Source organism: Kordia sp. E, from assembly GCF_056033805.1.
The window spans coordinates 654,894-675,789 of sequence record NZ_JBRASR010000002.1 but is presented as its reverse complement, the minus strand read 5'-3'; the positions used below and the strand labels follow the sequence as shown (position 1 = coordinate 675,789).

16 protein-coding genes are annotated in these 20,896 nt (G+C 33.0%); 9 read left to right on the top strand and 7 right to left on the bottom strand.

What is annotated here, in order from left to right:
* Nucleotides 1-14 precede the first annotated feature (14 nt).
* Together hppD and ACUUYC_RS06030 are read left to right on the top strand one after the other, a co-directional pair.
* Nucleotides 15-1,178 carry a 4-hydroxyphenylpyruvate dioxygenase gene (gene hppD, locus ACUUYC_RS06035; protein WP_474264603.1) on the top strand — a complete coding sequence of 388 codons (1,164 nt, stop codon included), beginning with the start codon at nucleotides 15-17 and terminating at the stop codon, nucleotides 1,176-1,178.
* Between the two features lie 80 nt (nucleotides 1,179-1,258).
* Nucleotides 1,259-2,203: a tryptophan 2,3-dioxygenase family protein gene (locus tag ACUUYC_RS06030; RefSeq protein WP_474264602.1), complete on the top strand. Its 945-nt coding sequence runs from the start codon at nucleotides 1,259-1,261 to the stop codon at nucleotides 2,201-2,203.
* A gap of 654 nt (nucleotides 2,204-2,857) precedes the next feature.
* Here ACUUYC_RS06030 and ACUUYC_RS06025 read toward each other — a convergent pair.
* From ACUUYC_RS06025 to ACUUYC_RS06000, 6 genes are all read right to left on the bottom strand, one after another.
* Nucleotides 2,858-3,103, bottom strand: a complete 246-nt coding sequence (locus ACUUYC_RS06025) for a hypothetical protein (RefSeq protein WP_474264601.1) — start codon at nucleotides 3,101-3,103, stop codon at nucleotides 2,858-2,860.
* Between the two features lie 111 nt (nucleotides 3,104-3,214).
* A complete protein-coding gene (locus ACUUYC_RS06020) occupies nucleotides 3,215-3,439 on the bottom strand; it encodes a hypothetical protein (protein ID WP_474264600.1) in 225 nt (74 codons plus the stop codon).
* Nucleotides 3,440-3,612: 173 nt separating this feature from the next.
* Nucleotides 3,613-4,227 carry a hypothetical protein gene (locus ACUUYC_RS06015; protein ID WP_474264599.1) on the bottom strand — a complete coding sequence of 205 codons (615 nt, stop codon included), beginning with the start codon at nucleotides 4,225-4,227 and terminating at the stop codon, nucleotides 3,613-3,615.
* Nucleotides 4,228-4,439: 212 nt separating this feature from the next.
* A complete protein-coding gene (locus ACUUYC_RS06010) occupies nucleotides 4,440-5,282 on the bottom strand; it encodes a T9SS type A sorting domain-containing protein (protein ID WP_474264598.1) in 843 nt (280 codons plus the stop codon).
* 75 nt (nucleotides 5,283-5,357) lie between these two features.
* Entirely contained in the window at nucleotides 5,358-6,146 is a 789-nt protein-coding gene (locus ACUUYC_RS06005; RefSeq protein ID WP_474266356.1) for a T9SS type A sorting domain-containing protein, read from the bottom strand.
* Between the two features lie 146 nt (nucleotides 6,147-6,292).
* On the bottom strand, nucleotides 6,293-8,068 hold the full coding sequence (locus ACUUYC_RS06000) for a tetratricopeptide repeat protein (protein WP_474264597.1): 1,776 nt from the start codon (nucleotides 8,066-8,068) through the stop codon (nucleotides 6,293-6,295).
* A gap of 287 nt (nucleotides 8,069-8,355) precedes the next feature.
* Here ACUUYC_RS06000 and ACUUYC_RS05995 point away from each other — a divergent pair, with 287 nt between their 5' ends.
* The 6 genes from ACUUYC_RS05995 (at nucleotide 8,356) to ACUUYC_RS05970 (ending at nucleotide 16,475) form a co-directional block, all read left to right on the top strand.
* Nucleotides 8,356-9,132 carry a DUF3108 domain-containing protein gene (locus ACUUYC_RS05995; RefSeq protein ID WP_474264595.1) on the top strand — a complete coding sequence of 259 codons (777 nt, stop codon included), beginning with the start codon at nucleotides 8,356-8,358 and terminating at the stop codon, nucleotides 9,130-9,132.
* A gap of 7 nt (nucleotides 9,133-9,139) precedes the next feature.
* A complete protein-coding gene (locus ACUUYC_RS05990; protein ID WP_474264594.1) occupies nucleotides 9,140-10,102 on the top strand; it encodes a tryptophan 2,3-dioxygenase family protein in 963 nt (320 codons plus the stop codon).
* Entirely contained in the window at nucleotides 10,102-11,394 is a 1,293-nt protein-coding gene (locus tag ACUUYC_RS05985; protein ID WP_474264593.1) for a peptidoglycan DD-metalloendopeptidase family protein, read from the top strand. Before ACUUYC_RS05990 ends, ACUUYC_RS05985 begins: the two co-directional genes overlap by 1 nt.
* A gap of 5 nt (nucleotides 11,395-11,399) precedes the next feature.
* Nucleotides 11,400-13,043 (top strand): glucose-6-phosphate isomerase, encoded by a 1,644-nt coding sequence (pgi, locus tag ACUUYC_RS05980; RefSeq protein ID WP_474264592.1) that lies wholly within the window; start codon nucleotides 11,400-11,402, stop codon nucleotides 13,041-13,043.
* 156 nt (nucleotides 13,044-13,199) lie between these two features.
* Nucleotides 13,200-15,938, top strand: coding sequence for a TonB-dependent receptor (locus ACUUYC_RS05975; protein ID WP_474264591.1), 2,739 nt, complete (start codon nucleotides 13,200-13,202; stop codon nucleotides 15,936-15,938).
* Between the two features lie 99 nt (nucleotides 15,939-16,037).
* A complete protein-coding gene (locus tag ACUUYC_RS05970; RefSeq protein WP_474264590.1) occupies nucleotides 16,038-16,475 on the top strand; it encodes a hypothetical protein in 438 nt (145 codons plus the stop codon).
* Between the two features lie 442 nt (nucleotides 16,476-16,917).
* On the opposite strand, the gene ACUUYC_RS05965 is transcribed toward ACUUYC_RS05970, so the two are convergent.
* Nucleotides 16,918-17,964 carry an endonuclease/exonuclease/phosphatase family protein gene (locus ACUUYC_RS05965; protein WP_474264589.1) on the bottom strand — a complete coding sequence of 349 codons (1,047 nt, stop codon included), beginning with the start codon at nucleotides 17,962-17,964 and terminating at the stop codon, nucleotides 16,918-16,920.
* Between the two features lie 138 nt (nucleotides 17,965-18,102).
* Between ACUUYC_RS05965 and ACUUYC_RS05960 the strand changes: the two genes are divergently transcribed.
* Nucleotides 18,103-20,880, top strand: coding sequence for a carboxypeptidase-like regulatory domain-containing protein (locus ACUUYC_RS05960; protein ID WP_474264588.1), 2,778 nt, complete (start codon nucleotides 18,103-18,105; stop codon nucleotides 20,878-20,880).
* Nucleotides 20,881-20,896: the final 16 nt, after the last annotated feature.

Sequence of the window (20,896 nt, the reverse complement as noted above, 5' to 3'; positions counted from 1 at the left end):
AAAAAAACAAAAAGATGGCAGCAGAAATAAAAAACTTAAAAGATTTACAAAATACAGAATACGGACTCAAAAAATTATTTGAAGACGCACAAGATTTTCTTCCATTACTTGGAACAGACTATGTAGAATTATATGTTGGAAATGCAAAACAATCAGCGCACTTCTATAAAACAGCTTTCGGTTTTCAATCTGAAGCTTATGCTGGATTAGAAACAGGAATGAAAGACAGAGTTTCATATGTATTAAAGCAAGATAAAATTCGATTAGTCTTAACAACGCCACTTGGAAAAGGTGGAGAAATTAACGAGCACATTGATTTGCATGGTGACGGCGTAAAAGTTGTTGCACTTTGGGTAGAAGATGCTACTAAAGCATTTGAGGAAACGACCAAAAGAGGCGCAAAACCATACATGGAACCAACTAGAGAAGAAGATGAAAATGGGTATGTAGTACGTTCAGGAATTTATACATATGGAGAAACAGTTCACATCTTTGTAGAACGTAAAAACTACAACGGAATCTTTTTACCAGGTTATAAAAAATGGGAGTCTCACTACAATCCTGAGCCAGTTGGACTAAAATTTATCGATCACATGGTAGGTAATGTAGGTTGGGGGAAAATGAAAGAATGGTGCGATTTCTATGCGAAAATAATGGGCTTTGCGCAAATTATCTCGTTTACAGATGATGATATTTCTACAGAATTCACCGCATTAATGAGTAAAGTGATGAGTAACGGAAATGGTAGAATCAAATTTCCAATCAACGAACCAGCAGAAGGAAAAAAGAAATCACAAATAGAAGAGTACCTAGATTTTTATAATGGTGCTGGTGTACAACACATTGCAGTTGCTACGGATAATATCATTGAAACGGTTTCACAAATGCGCGAAAGAGGCGTAGAGTTCTTATACGTTCCTGAAACGTATTATGATGACTTATTAGAAAGAGTTGGTGACATTGATGAAGATATTAATGAATTAAGAAAACACGGAATCTTAATTGATAGAGATGAAGAAGGTTATCTATTACAAATCTTTACAAAAACAATTGTAGACAGACCAACAATGTTCTTTGAAGTAATTCAGCGTAAAGGAGCACAATCATTCGGAGTAGGAAACTTCAAAGCACTATTTGAAGCGATTGAAAGAGAACAAGAAGCGCGCGGAACATTATAAAATAAAAATTATCAAAAACGTACACTGAGCAATGTCGAAGTGTACGTTTTTATATAAATTTCTCTCCAAAAAAATACAACATGACTAGAGAAGAATTACTAGCTGCCATAGACAAAAAATATTTGGATATGGGACAAGATCCTGATGTGCATCTTTCAGGGTTATTACACGCAGAACCTATGAAATATTGGGATTTCATTCAATTAGATGCACTCTTAGGATTACAAACGCAACGTACACAATTACCAGATGAAATGGTTTTCATCATGTATCATCAAATCAATGAATTGGTTTTTAAGATGATTTTGTGGGAAATGCAACAAATATCACATACGGAAAACATTGAACCAGATAAATTTGTGATGCATTTGATGCGTATCAGTCGTTATTTTGATATGCTTTCCAACTCATTTGACATTATGGGCGACGGAATGGAAGTAGAACAATACATGAAATTCCGTGACACATTAACGCCTGCAAGTGGTTTTCAGTCAGCGCAATACCGTAAAATTGAAATTGCTTCCACAGAATTAATAAATCTAATAGATTACAGATTTAGAACTACAATTGATCGTGAAACGCCATATTTACACGCATATAACAATATGTATTGGCAAGTTGCAGGGAATGATCATAAAACTGGGAAACGCAGTAAATTGATGGTCAACTTTGATGATAAGTATAAAAAAGAACTTATCGGATGGATGAAAGAATACAATACAATCAATCTTTGGACAAAATTCAAGCAATTGCCTAGAGACTACCAAAACAATAAAAGTTTAATTAATGCAATGCGTCATTATGATCATACGGTAAATATAAGTTGGGTAATGCATCATTATCATGCGGCTGGAAAATATATAAACTCTGAAAAAGGAAATGCAGAAGCTACAGGCGGAAGCGATTGGCAAAAATATATGCATCCTAAATATCAAAAAAGAATCTTTTTTCCTCAATTATGGAGTGAAGAAGAGCTGAAAAATTGGGGAATTACCAATTTGGAAGGCTATAAAACGATAGAATAACCAAAAAACACAAAACTAAAAACTGTCAAAATGTTGAATATTTCTCAGTAAAATGAAAAATTTATTGAATATTCATTAAAAAACATCGACGAAATACAGTTGTGAATATAAAAATACTGTTAAAGTCAAATACTGTGCTTGCATAGTATAAATCTCGTCATATATTTGCAGTGCAAAAGCGAGTGGTTTCCTTTTGCGACTTTAAGAAAAGAAATTTTTCATAATTTAAAGTTTTGGTTGGTTAATAAATAAAGAAAAGCTCGATCCTATGATCGGGCTTTTTTTATGTCTTCTTTTAAAGTAAATATGGGAAAATATTGAGTATTGTGTAGTAAAAAAACCATTTTATTGCGAATTCACTAAAAAACATAGACAAACTACCATTGTGAGCATAAAAATACTGTTAAAGTAAAATACTATGCTTGCATAATATAATTCTCGTCATATATTTGCAGTGCAAAAGCGAGTGGTTTCCTTTTGCGACTTTAAGAAAAGAAATTTTTCATAATAAAGTTTTGGTTGGTTAATAAAAAAAGAGCTCGATCTACGGATCGAGTTTTTTTTTACTTAATTTTTTATTTGAAGCAATGCTACGTACAAAAGGCTGTCTAACATATTATTAGACAGCCTTTTTCATCATTCAATTGTTAGAAATTATATTTGAATTGTTGGACAAAATCTAGTATCTCTAGTTCCTGTCCCAGTACCTGTACATGTTACTGTTACTCCACAGTTAACAGGACATGTATTCGCACATGTATTTGCACATGTTGCAACTTCTGTAGGGCAACAAGAGTGTCCGTGACACGTAAATGTTCCTCCACCGTTAAGTTGGTCTTGTCTTAATTGAGAAATAGTTGATTTTCTAATTCCCAATTTTTGAAATTTTTGTTTTTTCATGATTGATGAATATTAAAATGATTCCTACTCTATAAGCTTTTCGGATTCCGCTATGTAAAAAGGCAACTGTTCGTAATTTGATGTATTTGATTGAAATAAATTACCTAAACATTAAGCTGGACAATATCTAGATTCTGGACAGATGTCTGTTGGAGATATTGTTCCACATAAAGGATGACATGTATTGGCACAAGTATTAGCGCAGGTAGCAGCTTCTGTTGGACAACACGAATTACCATGACAGGTAAATGTTCCTCCACCGTTAAGTTGGTTTTGTCTTAATTGAGAAATAGTTGATTTTCTAATTCCTAATTTTTGAAATTTTTGTTTTTTCATGATTAATGAATATTAAAATAATTCCTACTCTATAAGCTTTTCGGATTCCGCTATGTAAAAAAGCAACTGTTCGTAATTTTGATTGATGAGAAAAAAATTATAAATGTTATCTAATTGATGTTTAGATAGTTCAGTTGCTGTTTTTTTGATTTAATTGATGGTGACGCTTAATTTTAAAAAGTACATTGATTTGCTGCATTGCTACATTCTGTTGGAAATCCATTTCTGCGTCTTCCAAATTCTGGAGAATTTCCAATACCATTTGCGACAGCTAAAATTCCTCTAGTATTCAAAATGTTTGTCCAGTATATTCCTCCAGATACATCAGGTTCTCTTAATAATAAACCTCTGTAAGCGATATACACTTTCTTGTTAATTTGATGACTCGTAATATTATTTCTGCTTAAAAAATTAAGGTATCGAGAGTTCCATTTCTGGCTTGCTTCAGACGATGTAATGAATCCTTTTGCTAATCCTCCAAATTGTTGAGTATTCAAAATATTAATCCAGTAACCTACAACACCTGCATTTTCAGGACAGCGCTCTAAGTATGATAAATACGCAAGTCTTACAACACAATGCGCATCAATAGATGGTGGATTGGGAATATTTGGCGGTCTAAAATCAGGATTAAAGGGAATTCCACCTTGAATACTTTTACTGTTTGTAATTGTATCTTCTGGTTCAGCTGTAACTTCTTCTGTTTGACAACCTGTAATATATACTGATACTACAATCATTGAGAAGACAAGCACGAAATAGCGCGATTTTAAAAATAGTTTCTTCATAACATTAAATTTTTTTGAATTGATTCCTACTCTATTCAGGTTTTTCGGATGCGACCTATCTCGATCAAGACAATTCAAAGTTATGTAGCACTATTTCTCAAAACAAACGAAGTATTTTCAGATTTATAAATTTGTGCATATCTAGCGTGAGAAGTATAAAAAAACCACCTACACATTACATGTAGATGGTTTTCTTTTAAGATAAATTAGTATTATTCTTTTATAACAGTTTTGATTTGTGTGTGTTTTCCGTTTATAATTTCAAAAAAATACATTCCTTTAGATAGTTGTGAAGTATCTATAGTGTACAAAACATTACCGTTTTTTGCATTAGAATTAATTGCATTATAGCTTTTCACTTTTATTCCTTGTTTATTAAAAACATTAACCTGTATAGGATTTTGCTTTGAAGAAATAGTACTTGAAGCTATATTAGTATATTCAATAAATACTTGATTCACGCTAGGATTTGGATACGTTGTTACGTTAGCGTTTCTTCCAGCAGATGTAGAGCCGCTAAATGGTTTTAATGTATACTTTACAGAAGGTCCTTCAGTATAATTTTCGTTTCCATCAAGATAATCTTGGAGATTTTGATAGCGATATAAAGTAATGGTAACTCTATAATTTTGTGGGAACAAAGGAACTGTATTATGAATAAAATATGGATACAATCCTATAGGTCTGTAATTATTAATTATGTTTCTTTTAACTGGAGGAATAATTACTGGAGCCGTTACTCCCATAAATGGCTCAGAATGATCAATAGTTCCATCCGAATTTAATACAGCAAAAGTGTATCGCAATCTGAAATAAGTTACATTACGAGTCTCCGACCGAAAATCAAGAAGAACTCTAAAACCATAGTTATTACCAGGTGTGAAATGATGAATAGCCTCTGTATTTAAGGTAAATGTTTGTCTATTTGAAATGTCTTCAACTAGCAAAGTCATATTTGAAATATCATCTGCTGGAGTTTGAATAACAGTTTGTGCGCTTGTGTTTCCTATGAAAAATAGGAACAATGTTGTAAGTGTGAAAATTTTTAAATTCATAACAATTGAGTTTTAAAAAAAAGCCATCTATATAAAAAATCATGTAGATAGCTTTCTATTAGAGATTAAAAAGAATTATTCTTTTATGATAGTTTTGACCTGCGTTTTCCCTTCATACGAAAGTTGAACGTAGTAGGTTCCGTTTTGTAAATGTGAAGTATCTAAATTATATAAGGAGCTATTTGCTTCCGTGCTAGAATTAACCAATGTATGCTGGCTCACTTGAACTCCTTTATTATTAAAAATAACTACTTCTAAAGGGGCATTTCCGTTTGTAGTATTTGTGTGCTCTATAATGAGATGATCTATACTTGGGTTGGGATATGTAACCATTGAAGCATTTCTGTTACTTGGCAAATTATGCGCTGCATTTATATATATAACTTTCATTGATTTAACAATGAAATCATCACTTGCTGCAATGTAATCTTCATAAGATTTATACATTAATAATTCAATGGTAACCTCATAATTTGTTGGACGTATAGGATATGAGACTTTTGCTAGATACGGATAACTTCCTAAAGGTCTAGCTTCTCTTTTCTTCTTCTTCACAGGAGGAATAATAACAGGAGCTGTTGCACCTAGCATTGGGTAATCAGCAAAACTTACAGGATCAGTAGAAGATGGTATCCTTAGAAATTGACATCTTAGCCTGAAATAACTTGTAGTATGCAGTTCTGACTGATAATCCAGACTGATGTTATAAGTAATAAAATCAACTTGATGAAAAACATCATGATAATTTTCAGCGAGTAAGCTGAATTCTTGCCCTGAAGGACCATCTGTGACCAAGAGCGTTAAATCAATTTGGTTATTGATGCTCGCAGTACTGTAGGTAGACTGTGCGTTTATTTTTAACATGAAAAACAAACATAATGTGGTGAGTGTGTAAATTTTTAATTTCATAACAATAGAGTTTTAATTTATACTCAGTAAAGTATGAATATTTAAATGTTCACTACAAAAGGTAACTGTTCAGATTTATAAATTTAAACAAAATACACCTATCAATTCTTAATTTTTTTAACATAGTACGATGGATTCAGTCCCGTTTTGTTTTTAAACTCTTTAATAAAGGTTGTGGCACTTTTATAACCTATTTCTGTAGAAATTGCATGAATTGTATATGATCGAAACACAGCATCTTCTTTTAATCTTACCAAAACATAGTCAATTCTGAGTTTATTTAAGTATTGATTAAAGGATTGTTTTTCGACCGCATTTAATGCTTTTGATAAATAGGTTGTATTTGTATTGAGTAATTTTGCTGTGGTGTGCAAAGTAACATCCTGAGAAAGATAAAAATTTGTATTTTCCAATTCATGAAGCTGTTCTAAAATCGCTTTTGCTTTTTCATCTTTTATATTGGAAACCTGAGAAACTTTCTGTGTTTTTGCAGCAACTTTATTTTTTGAAATATCTTCAATAATGGCTAGAAATTTTTGTTCTTTCTGTTTGGTTTTTCTGTGATACGATAAAAAAATCAATAAAATAATTGAAAGTAAAATAATAGAGACCGTTAAAATGATGCTTTTATCAACTTGAGCCTTGGCTTTTTCATCTGTGAGTTTTTCATTTTTAATAGTGATGTCTTTTAAATCATCTGCATGTAATAAATCTTTGGCTAATGACTTTTTCTCGCTTTTCTCTTTAATAATCTCTTTTTGCTTGCTTAAGTAAAATGCTTCCTTTTCTGTATTCTTTTGAATTATGGAAATATCAATAGCAAGTTGATACATTTCTACAGTCTTATCGGTATTTGTTTTATCACCAATACGTTCAAAAATTGTATTTAAGAGCGCAATAGCTTCCTCATATTTTTCTTGTTTAAAATAGTTTTTCGCGATAAAAAAATCAGCAATGAATTTATTATTCTCCAAATCACTAAAATCACGCAACATATCTTTTCCATCTTTCAAAAAACCGAGTGATTTATGGTAACGTCCTTTCCTATAATAAATATGACCTAAATTAATATTGAAAAAACCTTCGTGTTTTTTATCTTTTATAGCTCTGCTAAATTGAATTCCTTTATTGTTCGTTTGTTCAGCCTCTTCAACTCTACCTAGTTCGGAAAGCGTTAGACCTTTGCCTAAAGTTGCGCTTAAGTACGTTTCATTATATTGAGGAAAAGTAGCACTATCTTTCTCTTTTACAATAGTTAAAATAGCATTAAAACTTTTCAGCGCATCTTCAAACTGACGTAATTTTAAGCGTGTATTTGCAATATTTGTCAAACATAAAATCTCATAGGGCGAATCTTCCATAAGGTTTGACAATTCCTTTGCTGCCAAATAAGATTTTAATGATTCATCATAATCTCCTATTACATACAAGGAATTTCCTAATAACGTATTACTAGAAATACCTTGAAGTGTATCCTGTAATTTAGCAGCCAATTTTACAGATAAATTTCCATATCGTATAGTTTGATTATAATCAGGTATAAAATAATATATATATGCCATTTGAAAACTGGAAAAATATTGAATTTTATAATCCTCTTGTTTTTTTCCTCTTTCGAGAAAAATATTGCAATAGGCTAACCCCAAAATTGTATCCTTTTTTTCATCAAAAGTATCTTGAATCATTTCCTCAATCTTATCAATAGAATCAGATTCTGAAATAAAATCTCGTACCTTTTCAGTAATTAACGTGTCAAGTTTGATACTTGATTCTTGTGCCTTTGTTTTAGTAGGGAGAAATATAAAAGCACACAAAAAAATATAAAATAATGCCTGAACTCTAATGGTTGATAGTATCCAATGAATATGTGTAATCATAATATATGTTTGTAAGAAGTCGGCTCGTAAAGTCATCAGAAATATACAATATATTCTTGAATGATATATTTGTCAACTATTATTTTTACAGTTAAAAATTATAACTCATACATACAGGCTGTAAAATTTAGAGGCTACATACTAACGTAAAAATAGTCAAAAATTCAGTTTATTTTTAAGCCAAAACAAGTCAAGACGCTTTTTTTTGGAATAGTAATTGTATTCCAACAATAAATTAACAAAAAGTAATGAGGATTTTATTATTTTTACAAACCTTTACATTAAACATGAAACGTACACTTACTATACTATTCTTGCTGTCATGCATTGCATTACAAGCACAACAAAAAGATACTGCCTTCAAATCTGGCGAATGGTTCAAGTTTAGAATCCATTACGGAATTATAAACGCAAGCTATGCAACGCTAGAAGTCAAAGACGAATTTCTTAACGGAAAAAGCGTATATCACGTTGTTGGAAAAGGAAAAACTACAGGATTTGCAAGTTGGTTTTTCAAAGTAAATGACAACTACGAAAGCTATTTTGATAAAGAAACTGGAAAACCATACAAGTTTATTCGTAAAATTGACGAAGGTGGACACACAAAAGACATTGAAATAAACTTTGACTACAAAAAGGAAAAAGCATTAGTAAACAATAAGAAGCACAATACCCAAAAAGAGTACAGCATAGAAAAAAATGTACAAGACATGGTATCGGCTTTCTATTACTTGCGTAACAATTACGATATCTCAGATATAAAAGTTGGTCAAGAAATCGTGTTAAACATGTTTTTTGACAAAGAAAACTTCAAATTCAAGTTAAAATATTTAGGCGAAGAAGTAATGCGCACCAAATTTGGAAAAGTTGCTTGTCTAAAATTTAGACCATATGTGCAAGCTGGACGTGTTTTTAAAGAAAACGAAAGTTTAACGCTATGGGTTTCTAATGACGAAAACAAAATTCCAATTCGTATCAAAGCGAGCTTGGCAGTAGGTTCATTAAAAGCAGATTTAGATGCATTCAAAGGGTTAAAACATCCTTTCAAAATAATAGTAGACTAAAAAAAGTATGGAAATTCCACCAGAAATTGCGGAACGAATTGAAAAATTAGACAAGAAATACACAAATTCTGGGCAAGACTTAGGTTCTTATCTTGACGGTTTATTACACCAAAGATACCTTACCTATTGGGATTACATTCATTTAGACACTTTACTCAGTTTACAAATACCGCGTACGTTTTTCCCTGATGAAGAAATCTTCATCATGTATCATCAAATCACAGAATTGTACTTTAAACTCATCATTCATGAGCAAAAGCAAATCATTGATGACAAAGGGCAAACGGCAGAATTCTTTACAAAACGTGTGCACAGAATCAACAATTACCTAAAGGCATTAATATCTTCTTTCGAAATCATGATCAATGGTATGGAAAAAGAACAATTTCTAAACTATAGAATGTCGTTGTTGCCTGCAAGTGGATTTCAATCTGCACAATACAGAATGATTGAACTCTACTCTACACCACTGGAAAACTTAGTGCATCATACAGTACGTGATCAATTTTCAGTAGAAAACACTCTAGACGATTTATACGAAAACATTTATTGGAAAAAAGGTGCGACAGATAGTAAAACAGGTGAAAAGACACTCACACTCAAACAATTTGAGTATCGTTATACGCCGCGTTTCATGCGAATTGCCAATGAAGTCAAAGTAAGTACAATATATCACCGCTATTTAGCGTTGCCTGAAGACATAAAACAAAACAAAAATTTAATTTCGGCATTAAAAAGCTTAGATTTGAATGCAAATGTCAATTGGCCATTAATGCATATGGGATCAGCATATCGCTATTTACGACGCGAAAAAAAGACGGTTGAAGCTACTGGTGGAACAAATTGGAGAAAATATTTGCCTCCAAGTTTTCAGAAAGTGATCTTTTTTCCTGAAATTTGGAGCGAAAATGAAAAAAATGACTGGGGAAAAGAATGGGTAGATCATATCTTCAATACAGAAAGAAAATAATGAGAATAGGGAAAATTTTACTACTTACAGTTTTGTTAATGGGTTTCAACGCATGTAAAGAAACCAAAGAAGAAGAAAAAGAAACTGTGCAAATAGAAATGCCTGCTCCTGACCCAATGGAGTTTGGGTTTCATTTAAATGACTTTGTTGTTGTAAAAGATACCGTAAGAAGTGGAGACAGTTTTGGAAAAATCCTCGAAAAAAATAACATTGGATACGGTACGGTGTTCAATATTGTAGAAAAAACAAAAGATACATTTGATATCAGTAAAATTACTGCTGGAAAACCATACACACTATTATGTACAAAAGGTGATTCCTTAAATCGTCCTGAATGTTTTATTTATCAGCCAAATAGTATTGACTATGTAGTAATCAAATTCAAAGATTCTATCAATGCGTACACGGAAAGCAAACCTGTAAAAATTGTAGAAAAAGAAACATCGGGCGTTATTACAAGTTCATTATCTGGCGCTATCGATGAAGCTGGATTAAGTCAAAGATTAGTAGGTGACATGTCAGATATGTATGCATGGACTATTGACTTCTTTCGTTTACAAAAAGGCGATCAATACAAGCTTATTTTTACTGAAAAGTATATAAATGACACCACTTTCGTGGGAATTGAAAAAATAAAAGCAGCATATTTCAAACACAATGATGAACCATTCTATGCGTTTGAATTTGAAACTGATAGCGTAAAGCAAATTGTAGATTACTATGATGAAAACGCTAAAAACTTACGTAGAGCATTCCTAAAAGCACCTTTGATTTTTAAAAATATACGCATCACATCGCGATACAATCTTAGAAGACGCATAAAACTATACGGAAACCGTATCCGAGCACACAAAGGAACGGATTTTGCTGCACCAAGAGGAACACCAATTATCTCAACGGCTAATGGAGTTGTGGTTGAATCTGCCCGTAGAGGTGGAAACGGAAACTATGTAAAAGTAAAACACAACAGTACGTATACCACACAATACTTACACATGAAAAAGCGTAAAGTAAAAGTGGGCGACTTTGTAAAACAAGGAGACGTAATTGGTTGGGTTGGAATGACAGGAAATACATCCGGTCCGCATGTATGCTACCGTTTCTGGAAAAATGGAAGACAAGTAGATCCTTTCAAACAAAAACTACCAGACGCTGATCCAATAGACGCAACTCTCAAAGCGTCGTATTTAGAGTACATCAAACCGTTAAAAATTCAAATCGACGGAATTGAAGAAGTGCCGCTTCCACAGGAAGAAACCATAGAACAAGCACCAATAACTGCTATAAACTAAAACTCATGTTAACAAACATAAACCCTACAGAAACTGAAGTTTGGAAAAGACTTCAGGAGCATTTCTATGCAACGAAATCGTTTGCGTTAAAAGAATATTTCAAAACAGACGCAGACAGAGCTAATCGTTTCTCCATTCAATGGAAAGACTTTTATGTAGACTATTCAAAAAACAGGATCTCTCAAGAAACGATGGATTTATTGTTGGAATTAGCAGAGGAATTACAGTTAAAAGAAAACATTCAAAAATACTTTGAAGGTGATACCATCAATGAAACAGAAGGTAGAGCTGTATTGCATACCGCTTTGCGCGAAAAAGAAAACGCCGAAGTACATATTGATGGAAAAAATATCATTCCGGAAATATATCAAGTAAAAGAAAAAATAAAACAATTCTCAGACGCAATCATTTCTGGAAGCAAAAAAGGACACACTGAAAAAGCTTTTACAGATGTTGTAAATATTGGAATTGGTGGATCGGATTTGGGTCCGGCAATGGTAACGGAAGCATTACTACATTACAAAAATCATTTAAATGTACACTTTGTATCTAATGTTGATGGTGATCATGTACAGGAAGTAATCAAAAACTTAAACCCAGAAACAACATTATTTGTCATTGTTTCTAAAACATTTACAACACAAGAAACCTTAACCAATGCGATGACAATTCGCAAATGGTTTTTATCGCATGAAGCTGAGGAAGCAGTCGCAAAACACTTTGTAGCGGTTTCTACAAATCTTGAAAAAATAAACGAATTCGGAATTGCTTCTGAAAACGTATTTCCTATGTGGAATTGGGTTGGTGGTCGTTTCTCACTTTGGAGTGCCGTTGGTTTATCCATAAGCTTGGCAACTGGTTATGACAATTTTGACAAACTATTAACTGGTGCGCACGATATGGACGAACATTTCAAAACAGCTTCGTTTGATCAAAATATTCCAGTAGTATTAGCTTTACTTAGTATATGGTATAACAATTTCCATGGTGCGGAAAGCGAAGCGATTATTCCTTATACACAATACTTACATCGTTTTGCTGCATACTTGCAACAAGGAATCATGGAAAGTAACGGTAAAAGTGTGGATAGAAAAGGAAATCGTGTCAACTATGAAACGGGAACATTAATTTGGGGAGAACCTGGGACGAATTCACAACATGCGTTCTTTCAATTAATTCATCAAGGAACAAAACTAATTCCTGCAGATTTTATTGGATATGTACATTCATTAAAAAACAATGAAGATCATCATGAAAAACTGATGGCAAACTTCTTTGCACAAACAGAAGCATTGCTAAATGGAAAAACAAAAGAAGAAGTCATTGCTGAATTAACAGCAAAAGGAATGGAAGCTTCTGAAATAGAAAAACTACTTCCTTATAAAATATTTGAAGGAAACAAGCCAACCAACACTATATTAATAGACAAACTTACACCTGAAAGTTTAGGAGCATTAATTGCATTATACGAACACAAAATATTTGTACAAGGTGTCATTTGGAATATTTTTAGCTACGATCAATGGGGAGTTGAGCTTGGAAAACAACTTGCAACTAAAATTTTAACGGACATTAAAAGTACTGAAATTGCGGAACATGACAGTTCTACAGTAAATCTTTTAAAATTCTTTAAAGAAAGCAGGAAATAAGTGTTAATAATTTAGTTTATATCTTAATTCGCTACAAAACAATCAAATAAGTTAAAAGTGTAAATTTGAGAAAATGTTAAAACATTTAACATTCGCTTAATATATGCATGCACAATAAATGCGATTTTTGCGGCATTAAATAAACTAATAAAACTTATGAAAACAATTTACAATTTGTTTCTAGTAGTAGCGATGTTCTTTGCAACATCAACTGCTTTTTCTCAAGGAACAATTACAGGTACAGTAGTAGACGGAGATTCAGGTCCATTACCAGGTGCAAGTGTAATTGTAAAGGGGACAAAAAATGGAACATCAACCGACTTTGATGGGAAATTTGCTTTAAATGTAAAAAATGCTACTGGTACACTTGAAGTGTCTTATGTAGGATTTGGAACAAAAACTGTTACATTCAGTGTAACTGGAGGAAAAAAGGATATAGGAACTATTACATTAGTTTCTGACAATTCATTAGATGAGGTAGTAATAGTTGGGGTTGTTGATATCGCGAAAGAGCGTGAAACTCCTGTAGCAGTATCTACAATCAAAGCTGAAGAAATTGTTGAAAGATTAGGTAACCAAGAACTTCCTGAATTATTAAACGCTACACCTTCTGTATATGCTACAAAATCTGGTGGTGGATTTGGAGATTCAAGAATTAACATTCGTGGGTTTGATCAAAGAAACACTGCGGTATTAATAAACGGTGTTCCAGTAAACGATATGGAAAACGGAGCTGTTTTCTGGAGTAACTGGACTGGTTTGGCTGAAGTTGCTTCTGCAATTCAAGTACAAAGAGGTTTAGGTTCTTCTAAATTAGCAATTTCATCTGTTGGTGGTACATTAAACATTGTAACTAAAACAACAGAAAGAAATGAAGGTGGATTTGTTGGAACTACGTTAGGTAACGATAACTATCTTAAAACAATTGCTTCTTACTCGACAGGAAGAATGGAAAACGGATTCGCATTTACTGGATTATTCAGTAGAACAGCTGGAGACGGATACATTAATGGAACTGCTTTTGAAGGATACAACTATTTCTTAGGATTTGGATGGACTGACGAAGACAGAAAACACGACATTCAATTTTCTGCAACTGGTGCGCCACAAGTTCACAACCAAAGAACAACAAGTTTCTTTAACGCTGCAACAATTGGACAGTACTTACAGTACGGTGACAAATATAACTTTAACCATGGTACATTAAATGGTGAAGAATTTAACTGGAGAAGAAACTTTTACCACAAACCAGTATTATCTTTAAACTGGGATTGGAACATTTCTGACGACACTAAGTTATCAACAGTAGGATACGCTTCTTTTGGACGTGGTGGTGGAACTGGAGACATCGGAAGATTACCAGGATTCAACTTTGCTTCTAGTGATATCTTCAGAAACCAACAAAATGGTGAAGTACAATGGGATAAAATTGTAGAATACAACAAAGGTAACGCTGTAACGTTCTCTGATGGAAACGTATACCAAAGAACTGACCAAGAAAATGGTTTATTCATTAATGATAGTAGAGATAATGGTCTTACAAGAAGAGCTTCTGTAAACTCTCATAACTGGTTTGGTTTATTAGCAAACTTAAATACAAGAATCAACGAAAACTTAACGTTAGATGTTGGATTTGATGCAAGAACTTACAAAGGTTTCCATTATAGAAGACTTGATAACTTATTAGGAGCTGATGCATACAGAGATAATGATGATGTAAACAATCCTGATAGAGTATTAACAAGCACATACTCTTCAGACTTTGGTTCTATCGTAAATGTATTTAAAGACATTGATGATGAAGACAAAATTGACTACTATAACATTGGTTATGTACGTTGGTTAGGAATCTTTGGTCAGTTAGAATATAAGAAAGATAAAATTTCTGCTTTCGTACAATTCTCAGGATCTAACCAAGCATTTAGTAGAGAAGATTTCTTTTCAGTAGCAGTAGCTGACGGACAACGTTCTGATTGGGAAAACATCATTGGAGGAACTGTAAAAGGTGGATTGAACTACAACATTGACGAAAACCACAACGTATTCGGTAATGCTGGGTATTACTCTAAGCAACCTTTATTTGATTCAGTATTCTTAAACTTTGGAAACGATATCAACGAAGACCTAGTAAACGAAAAAGTATTTGGAGTTGAATTAGGATATGGATTCAAATCTGAAAAATTAAACGTAAACGTAAACTTATATAGAACTTCTTGGAAAGATAGATTTATCAGAATTTCAAGTAGATTTGATGTAAACAATACGCCAACTGATACATCTGATGATGAGCAAGGAACTACAAACTTACAAGGAGTAGAACAAGTTCACATGGGAGTTGAATTAGAAGCTTCATACCGCCCAATAGACATGTTAACGTTAAGAGGAATGTTATCTGTTGGAGATTGGCAATATGGTGGAGATGTTTCTGGACCTGCATTTGATCAGAACCAAACAGTAATTGGAGAAAATCAATTATTCTTAGACGACGTAAAAGTTGGAAATGCTGCACAAACTACAATGCGTTTAGCTGCAATTTTAGAGCCAGTAGAGCGTTTAAAATTCGATATCGCTTGGTTTAGAGCTGATGATTTATATGCAGACATCAACGCTGAAGATTTTGATGAGGAAGATCACCAAGGTTCTTTACAATTACCAGCATACAGCTTATTTGACGGAGGTATGTCATACAAGTGGTTAGTTGGAAAAGAAAAGAGCAATAGCATCTTTTTCAGAGTAAACGTAAACAACTTATTCAACACTACTTATTTAGCTGAATCGCAAACAAACATATTTGCTGACGCAGGAGATGATACATATGACGGAATTAACACAAGAAACAAAGCATTCTTCGGATTTGGAAGAACGTGGAACTTTAGTGTACGTTACACATTCTAAGAAGTAGTCACAAAAATAAATACTATAAAAGCCTCGCATTGCGAGGCTTTTTTGTATCATAAAAATAAGTACCTTTGTGTATCAACTAAAAATAAACTTATGTATAATACTGTAAAAATGCTGCATTCATACTGGGCATATTTTGTCCTTTTAATCTTAATTGTAGCTGTAGCCAACGCAATTATAGGATTTGCTTCTGGTAAAAAATTCACTTCCAAAGATTTACGTATCTCGTTATTTGCACTAATCTTTACACATTTACAACTATTAATTGGTCTAATACTATATTTCGCATCACCATTTGGAATGAGTATGATTTCCAATCGTGGAATGGGCGGAATGACTTCAGCAGAACGTTTACTAGCGTTAGAACATCCTTTTGTTGGAATCTTAGCTATTGTATTCATTACCATAGGTTGGTCTAAACATAAAAAGCAAGAAACAGCGAAAAGAGCTTTCGGAAAAATTGCATTCTTCTATGGTTTAGGATTATTACTTATCCTTTCAAGATTACCTTGGAGTCAGTGGTTAGGTTAGAAAAATAAAACATATCACTATATATAAAAACAACAATCCTTGTCAATTATGGCAAGGATTGTTGTTTTTATTGTCATTTCTGCAAAAGCAGGACTCTATTTTTTAAAGTAGACTTCGCGTATTAGATAAACTATAAACTAGTCTCACATCTAACTTCTATCAGCGAAGCGATCTAATATCTTTTTTGAGTTACTTCCTGCTTTACGTTATATCTTTTTTTGCCATATAGCAAAGCAAAAAAAGGATGCCACTACAATCAGGACTAAAAATAGTGTTGACTAGTAACATGAGAAGTGAGTTATTCACTTGTCTCAATTCTCAATACTAACATTTCAATACTTCATATAAAAAAATCCTTATCGGTTACGATAAGGATTTTTTTATATCTGTGTTCTGTTATTCAGAAGCCTCTAATAGCAAAGCGATCTAACGTCTTTTTAAATTACTTCACCTCTTTAATCAAATGTACATACACAGGAAAATGGTCACTATAACCACCTGTATAGCTTCCGCTAGAAAAACTTCTAAAAGGATATCCTTTATAGCGTCCACGTTTATTTGATAAATAAGTTTTATTATAAATTCCTGCTTTATAATATCTATACTCTGAAAAATCTTTCTTTAATAATGGAGCAGACATTACAATTTGGTCAAACAAATTCCAACCATCTCTATACGCTAATGTTCCGTTTCCGCTTTTCGCCATTGCTTCCATTGGGTTAAACAAATCTTTTCCTTTAACGTCTTCACGCTTATCTTTTGTCTTTAATACTTCTTTCATACTCGTATTAAAAGGATCATCGTTTAGATCGCCAATCGTAAAAATCTTCGCATGCTTATCAACATTTTGCAATGAGTCAATAATACGCTTATTTAATTGTGCAGCTTTAACACGTTTTGGTCTACTTCGTGCTTCTCCACCACTTCGCGATGGCCAGTGGTTTACAATAATATGTATCTCATCACCATCTAAAACTCCTGAAACCAATAATTGATCTCTGGTATACACTCTATCTTCACCATTATATATAAATAAAGGATGTTTAGAAAAACTATGTGGTTGAAAAACACCTTGCTTATATAACAAGCCTACGTCAATTCCACGTTTATCGGGAGAATCGAAATGTATAATTCCATAATCGGAATCTTTCAACTTAGGATGATTTACCAAATCTTCCAATACTTGTTTATTTTCAATTTCGGCTACACCTAAAATAGCTGGTGATGTCTTTGCAACATCATATCCGATATCAGAAATAACTCTGGCAAGTTTTGAAAGTTTATCTTCATAAATCTTCGAACGATCTCTTTGAATTTCCATCATTGGGCTCTTCTCATCGTCTTTCAATGGGTCATTAATTGTATCAAACAAGTTTTCTACATTATAAAATGCAATTGTCTGTACTTTAAACTGCTTCTTTTTTTGTGCCCAACCATGGGTAAATGCCAATAAAAAAGCTAGTATAACTAGGGATTTAAGGATTTTCATTTAATAAATGTTATGTTAACTTAAACAATCTATGCAAAAGATAGACCAAAAGTAGTTATTAATTATAAATAATGTACATTTGCCCGTCGTTATTAAAGATTTTTTAAACTTAAATAATAATTAATTGCAAATTACAGTATGAAAAAACTTATTTTTTTATTTGGATTGCTATCAGTTTGGCTTGTCAATGGACAAAACACAATTACAGGTAAGGTAATTGATGCCAACACGGATGATGCCGTTCAAAATGTTTTGGTTTCAGTTGCAGGCAACAACAAAGAAGTTGTTACTGATGCATCTGGAGTCTTTAAATTAACAGATGTTGCTGCGGGCGAAGTGGATATTATATTCACTAAAGATGGATACTCAGTTTTGAGAATGCCAGTAACCGTTATAGATGGTCAAGGACTTGACTTAGGAACAATCTTGTTAAAAAGATTCATTCAGGAAGATGTTACCCTTATTTCATTAACTGATGATGAATTAAATGATGATTCTACAGCAGCAGACAACATCTCAGGACTACTACAATCGTCAAGAGATATCTTTTTAAGAACTGCCGCGTTCGAATTTGGATCTACTTTCTTTAGAGTAAGAGGATTAGATTCTGAAAATGGAACAGTACTTATTAATGGTATTAAAATGAACAAACAGTTCAACGGAAGACCACAATGGAGTAACTGGGGAGGATTAAATGATGTTGTAAGAAATCAAGAACTTACAAATGGACTAAGCGCTTCAGACTATACTTTTGGAGGAATCTTAGGAACAACAAACATTAATACAAGAGCTTCTCAATACAGAGAAGGTGGTAGAGTAACGTATTCGTCTTCAGACAGAAGTTATACCAACAGACTTATGGTATCATATTCTTCTGGTTTACTTGAAAGTGGATGGGCGTATACAGTTTCTGCAGGAAGAAGATGGGGAGATGAAGGTTTTAACGACGGTACTTTCTACGACGCAAATTCTTTATTCGTTTCAGTTGAAAAGAAATTAAACGATAAGCATAGCTTAAACTTTACAGGAATCTATGCACCAAACAGAAGAGGACAATCTTCTGCAAATACACAAGAAGTATTTGACCTTAAAGGTGTTCAATACAATGACTATTGGGGATACCAAGATGGTGAAAAACGTAATTCAAGAGTGCGTAAAGTTATAGAGCCAATATTAATGTTAAACCATTATTGGGATATTGCTGAAAACACTACATTAAATACAAATGTTGCCTACCAATTTGGTGAGCAAGGTAGAAGTCGTTTAGACTTTGGAGGAACTGACTTAGATGCTAGCGGATTTCCAATTGGAAGTAGTGTAAACCCAAGTCCAACGTATTACCAAAAATTACCAAGTTTCTTCGCTAGAAACAATCCAGACAATCCAGCATTAGAATTTGGAGCACAACAAGAGTTTGTAAATAATGGACAACTTAACTGGGCAGCTTTATATGCAGCAAACCAAAATAACTTAGTTGCTGGTGGAAATGCAATCAATATTGTATATGAAGATAGAACTGACGACAGACAACTGACGGCAAATACAATCTTTAACACTGCAATCAATGATAACATTACTGTAAATGCAGGAGCTACTTTTACTTCATTAACATCTGAAAACTTCGCAGAAGTAACAGATTTACTTGGTGGAAGAGCATATTTAGATGTTGATAATTTTGCAGATGATTTAATAGGAAATCCTAACAGTGTACAAAACGATGTTAGAAATCCAAACAGATTAGTAACAGAAGGAGATCGTTTTCGTTACAACTTCGAAATTCAATCAAATACAGTTGGTGGATTTGCACAAGCACAATTCAAATACAGAAAAGTTGATTTCTTTGTAGCTGCTAGTGTTGAAAATACAAGCTACCAACGTACAGGATTATATCAAAATGGAGGTTTCGCTAATAACTCTTTTGGAGAAGGTGAAAAACAAACATTTACTGGTATTGGAGCAAAAGGTGGATTGACATACAAATTAACAGGTCGTCATGTATTTGATTTTAATGGAGCATACATTACAAAAGCACCATCAATTCGTAATACATTCTCTAACTCAAGAGAAAATCATAACGTAGTACCAAACATCAGTGAAGAAAAAATCACTTCGTTTGATGCAAGTTATATTTACAGATCTCCAATTGTAAAAGCTAGATTAACTGGTTACTATACAAAAATGCAAGACGCAAATGAAATTTCTTTCTTCTTTGCAGATGGTATTGGTGGAGACAACCAAGCATTTGTTCAAGAAATTTTACAAGGTGTTGATAAAAAACACTTAGGTGGAGAACTTGGAATTGAAGTACAAGCAACATCTACTATAAAATTAAAAGGTGTAGCGTCTCTAGGACAGTTTACATATGACAACAATCCTGACTTATACTTATCTTCTGAAGATTTCGAAGATGGAACACGTTACTTAGGACAGTCAACACTAAAAGATTATAAAATTGCTGGTGGACCACAAAGAGCAATGTCTTTAGGATTTGAATATAGAGATCCTGACTACTGGTGGTTTGGAGCAACAACAAATTTCTTTTCTAATGCATACATTGATGTAAGTCCATTACAAAGAAGTAGTAACTTCTACACAGATTTTGACGGACAAGTTTTTAATGATTACGATCCTGAATTGGCACGTGAATTATTAAGACAAGAACAATTTGATGATTACATGCTTGTAAACCTTGTAGGTGGAAAATCATGGAAATTAGGAGATTACTATGTTGGTTTCTTCGCAAGTATCAGTAACGTATTAGACAAAGAATACAAAACTGGTGGTTTTGAGCAAGGAAGAAATGCTAACTTCAGAGAATTAAGAGATGATTCTGCACTAGAAACAAGAGTATTTGGAAACAGATACTGGCAAGGTAGAGGAAGAACTTACTTCGTAAACTTATATTTTAGATTCTAAAAAAAACAAAAAATAT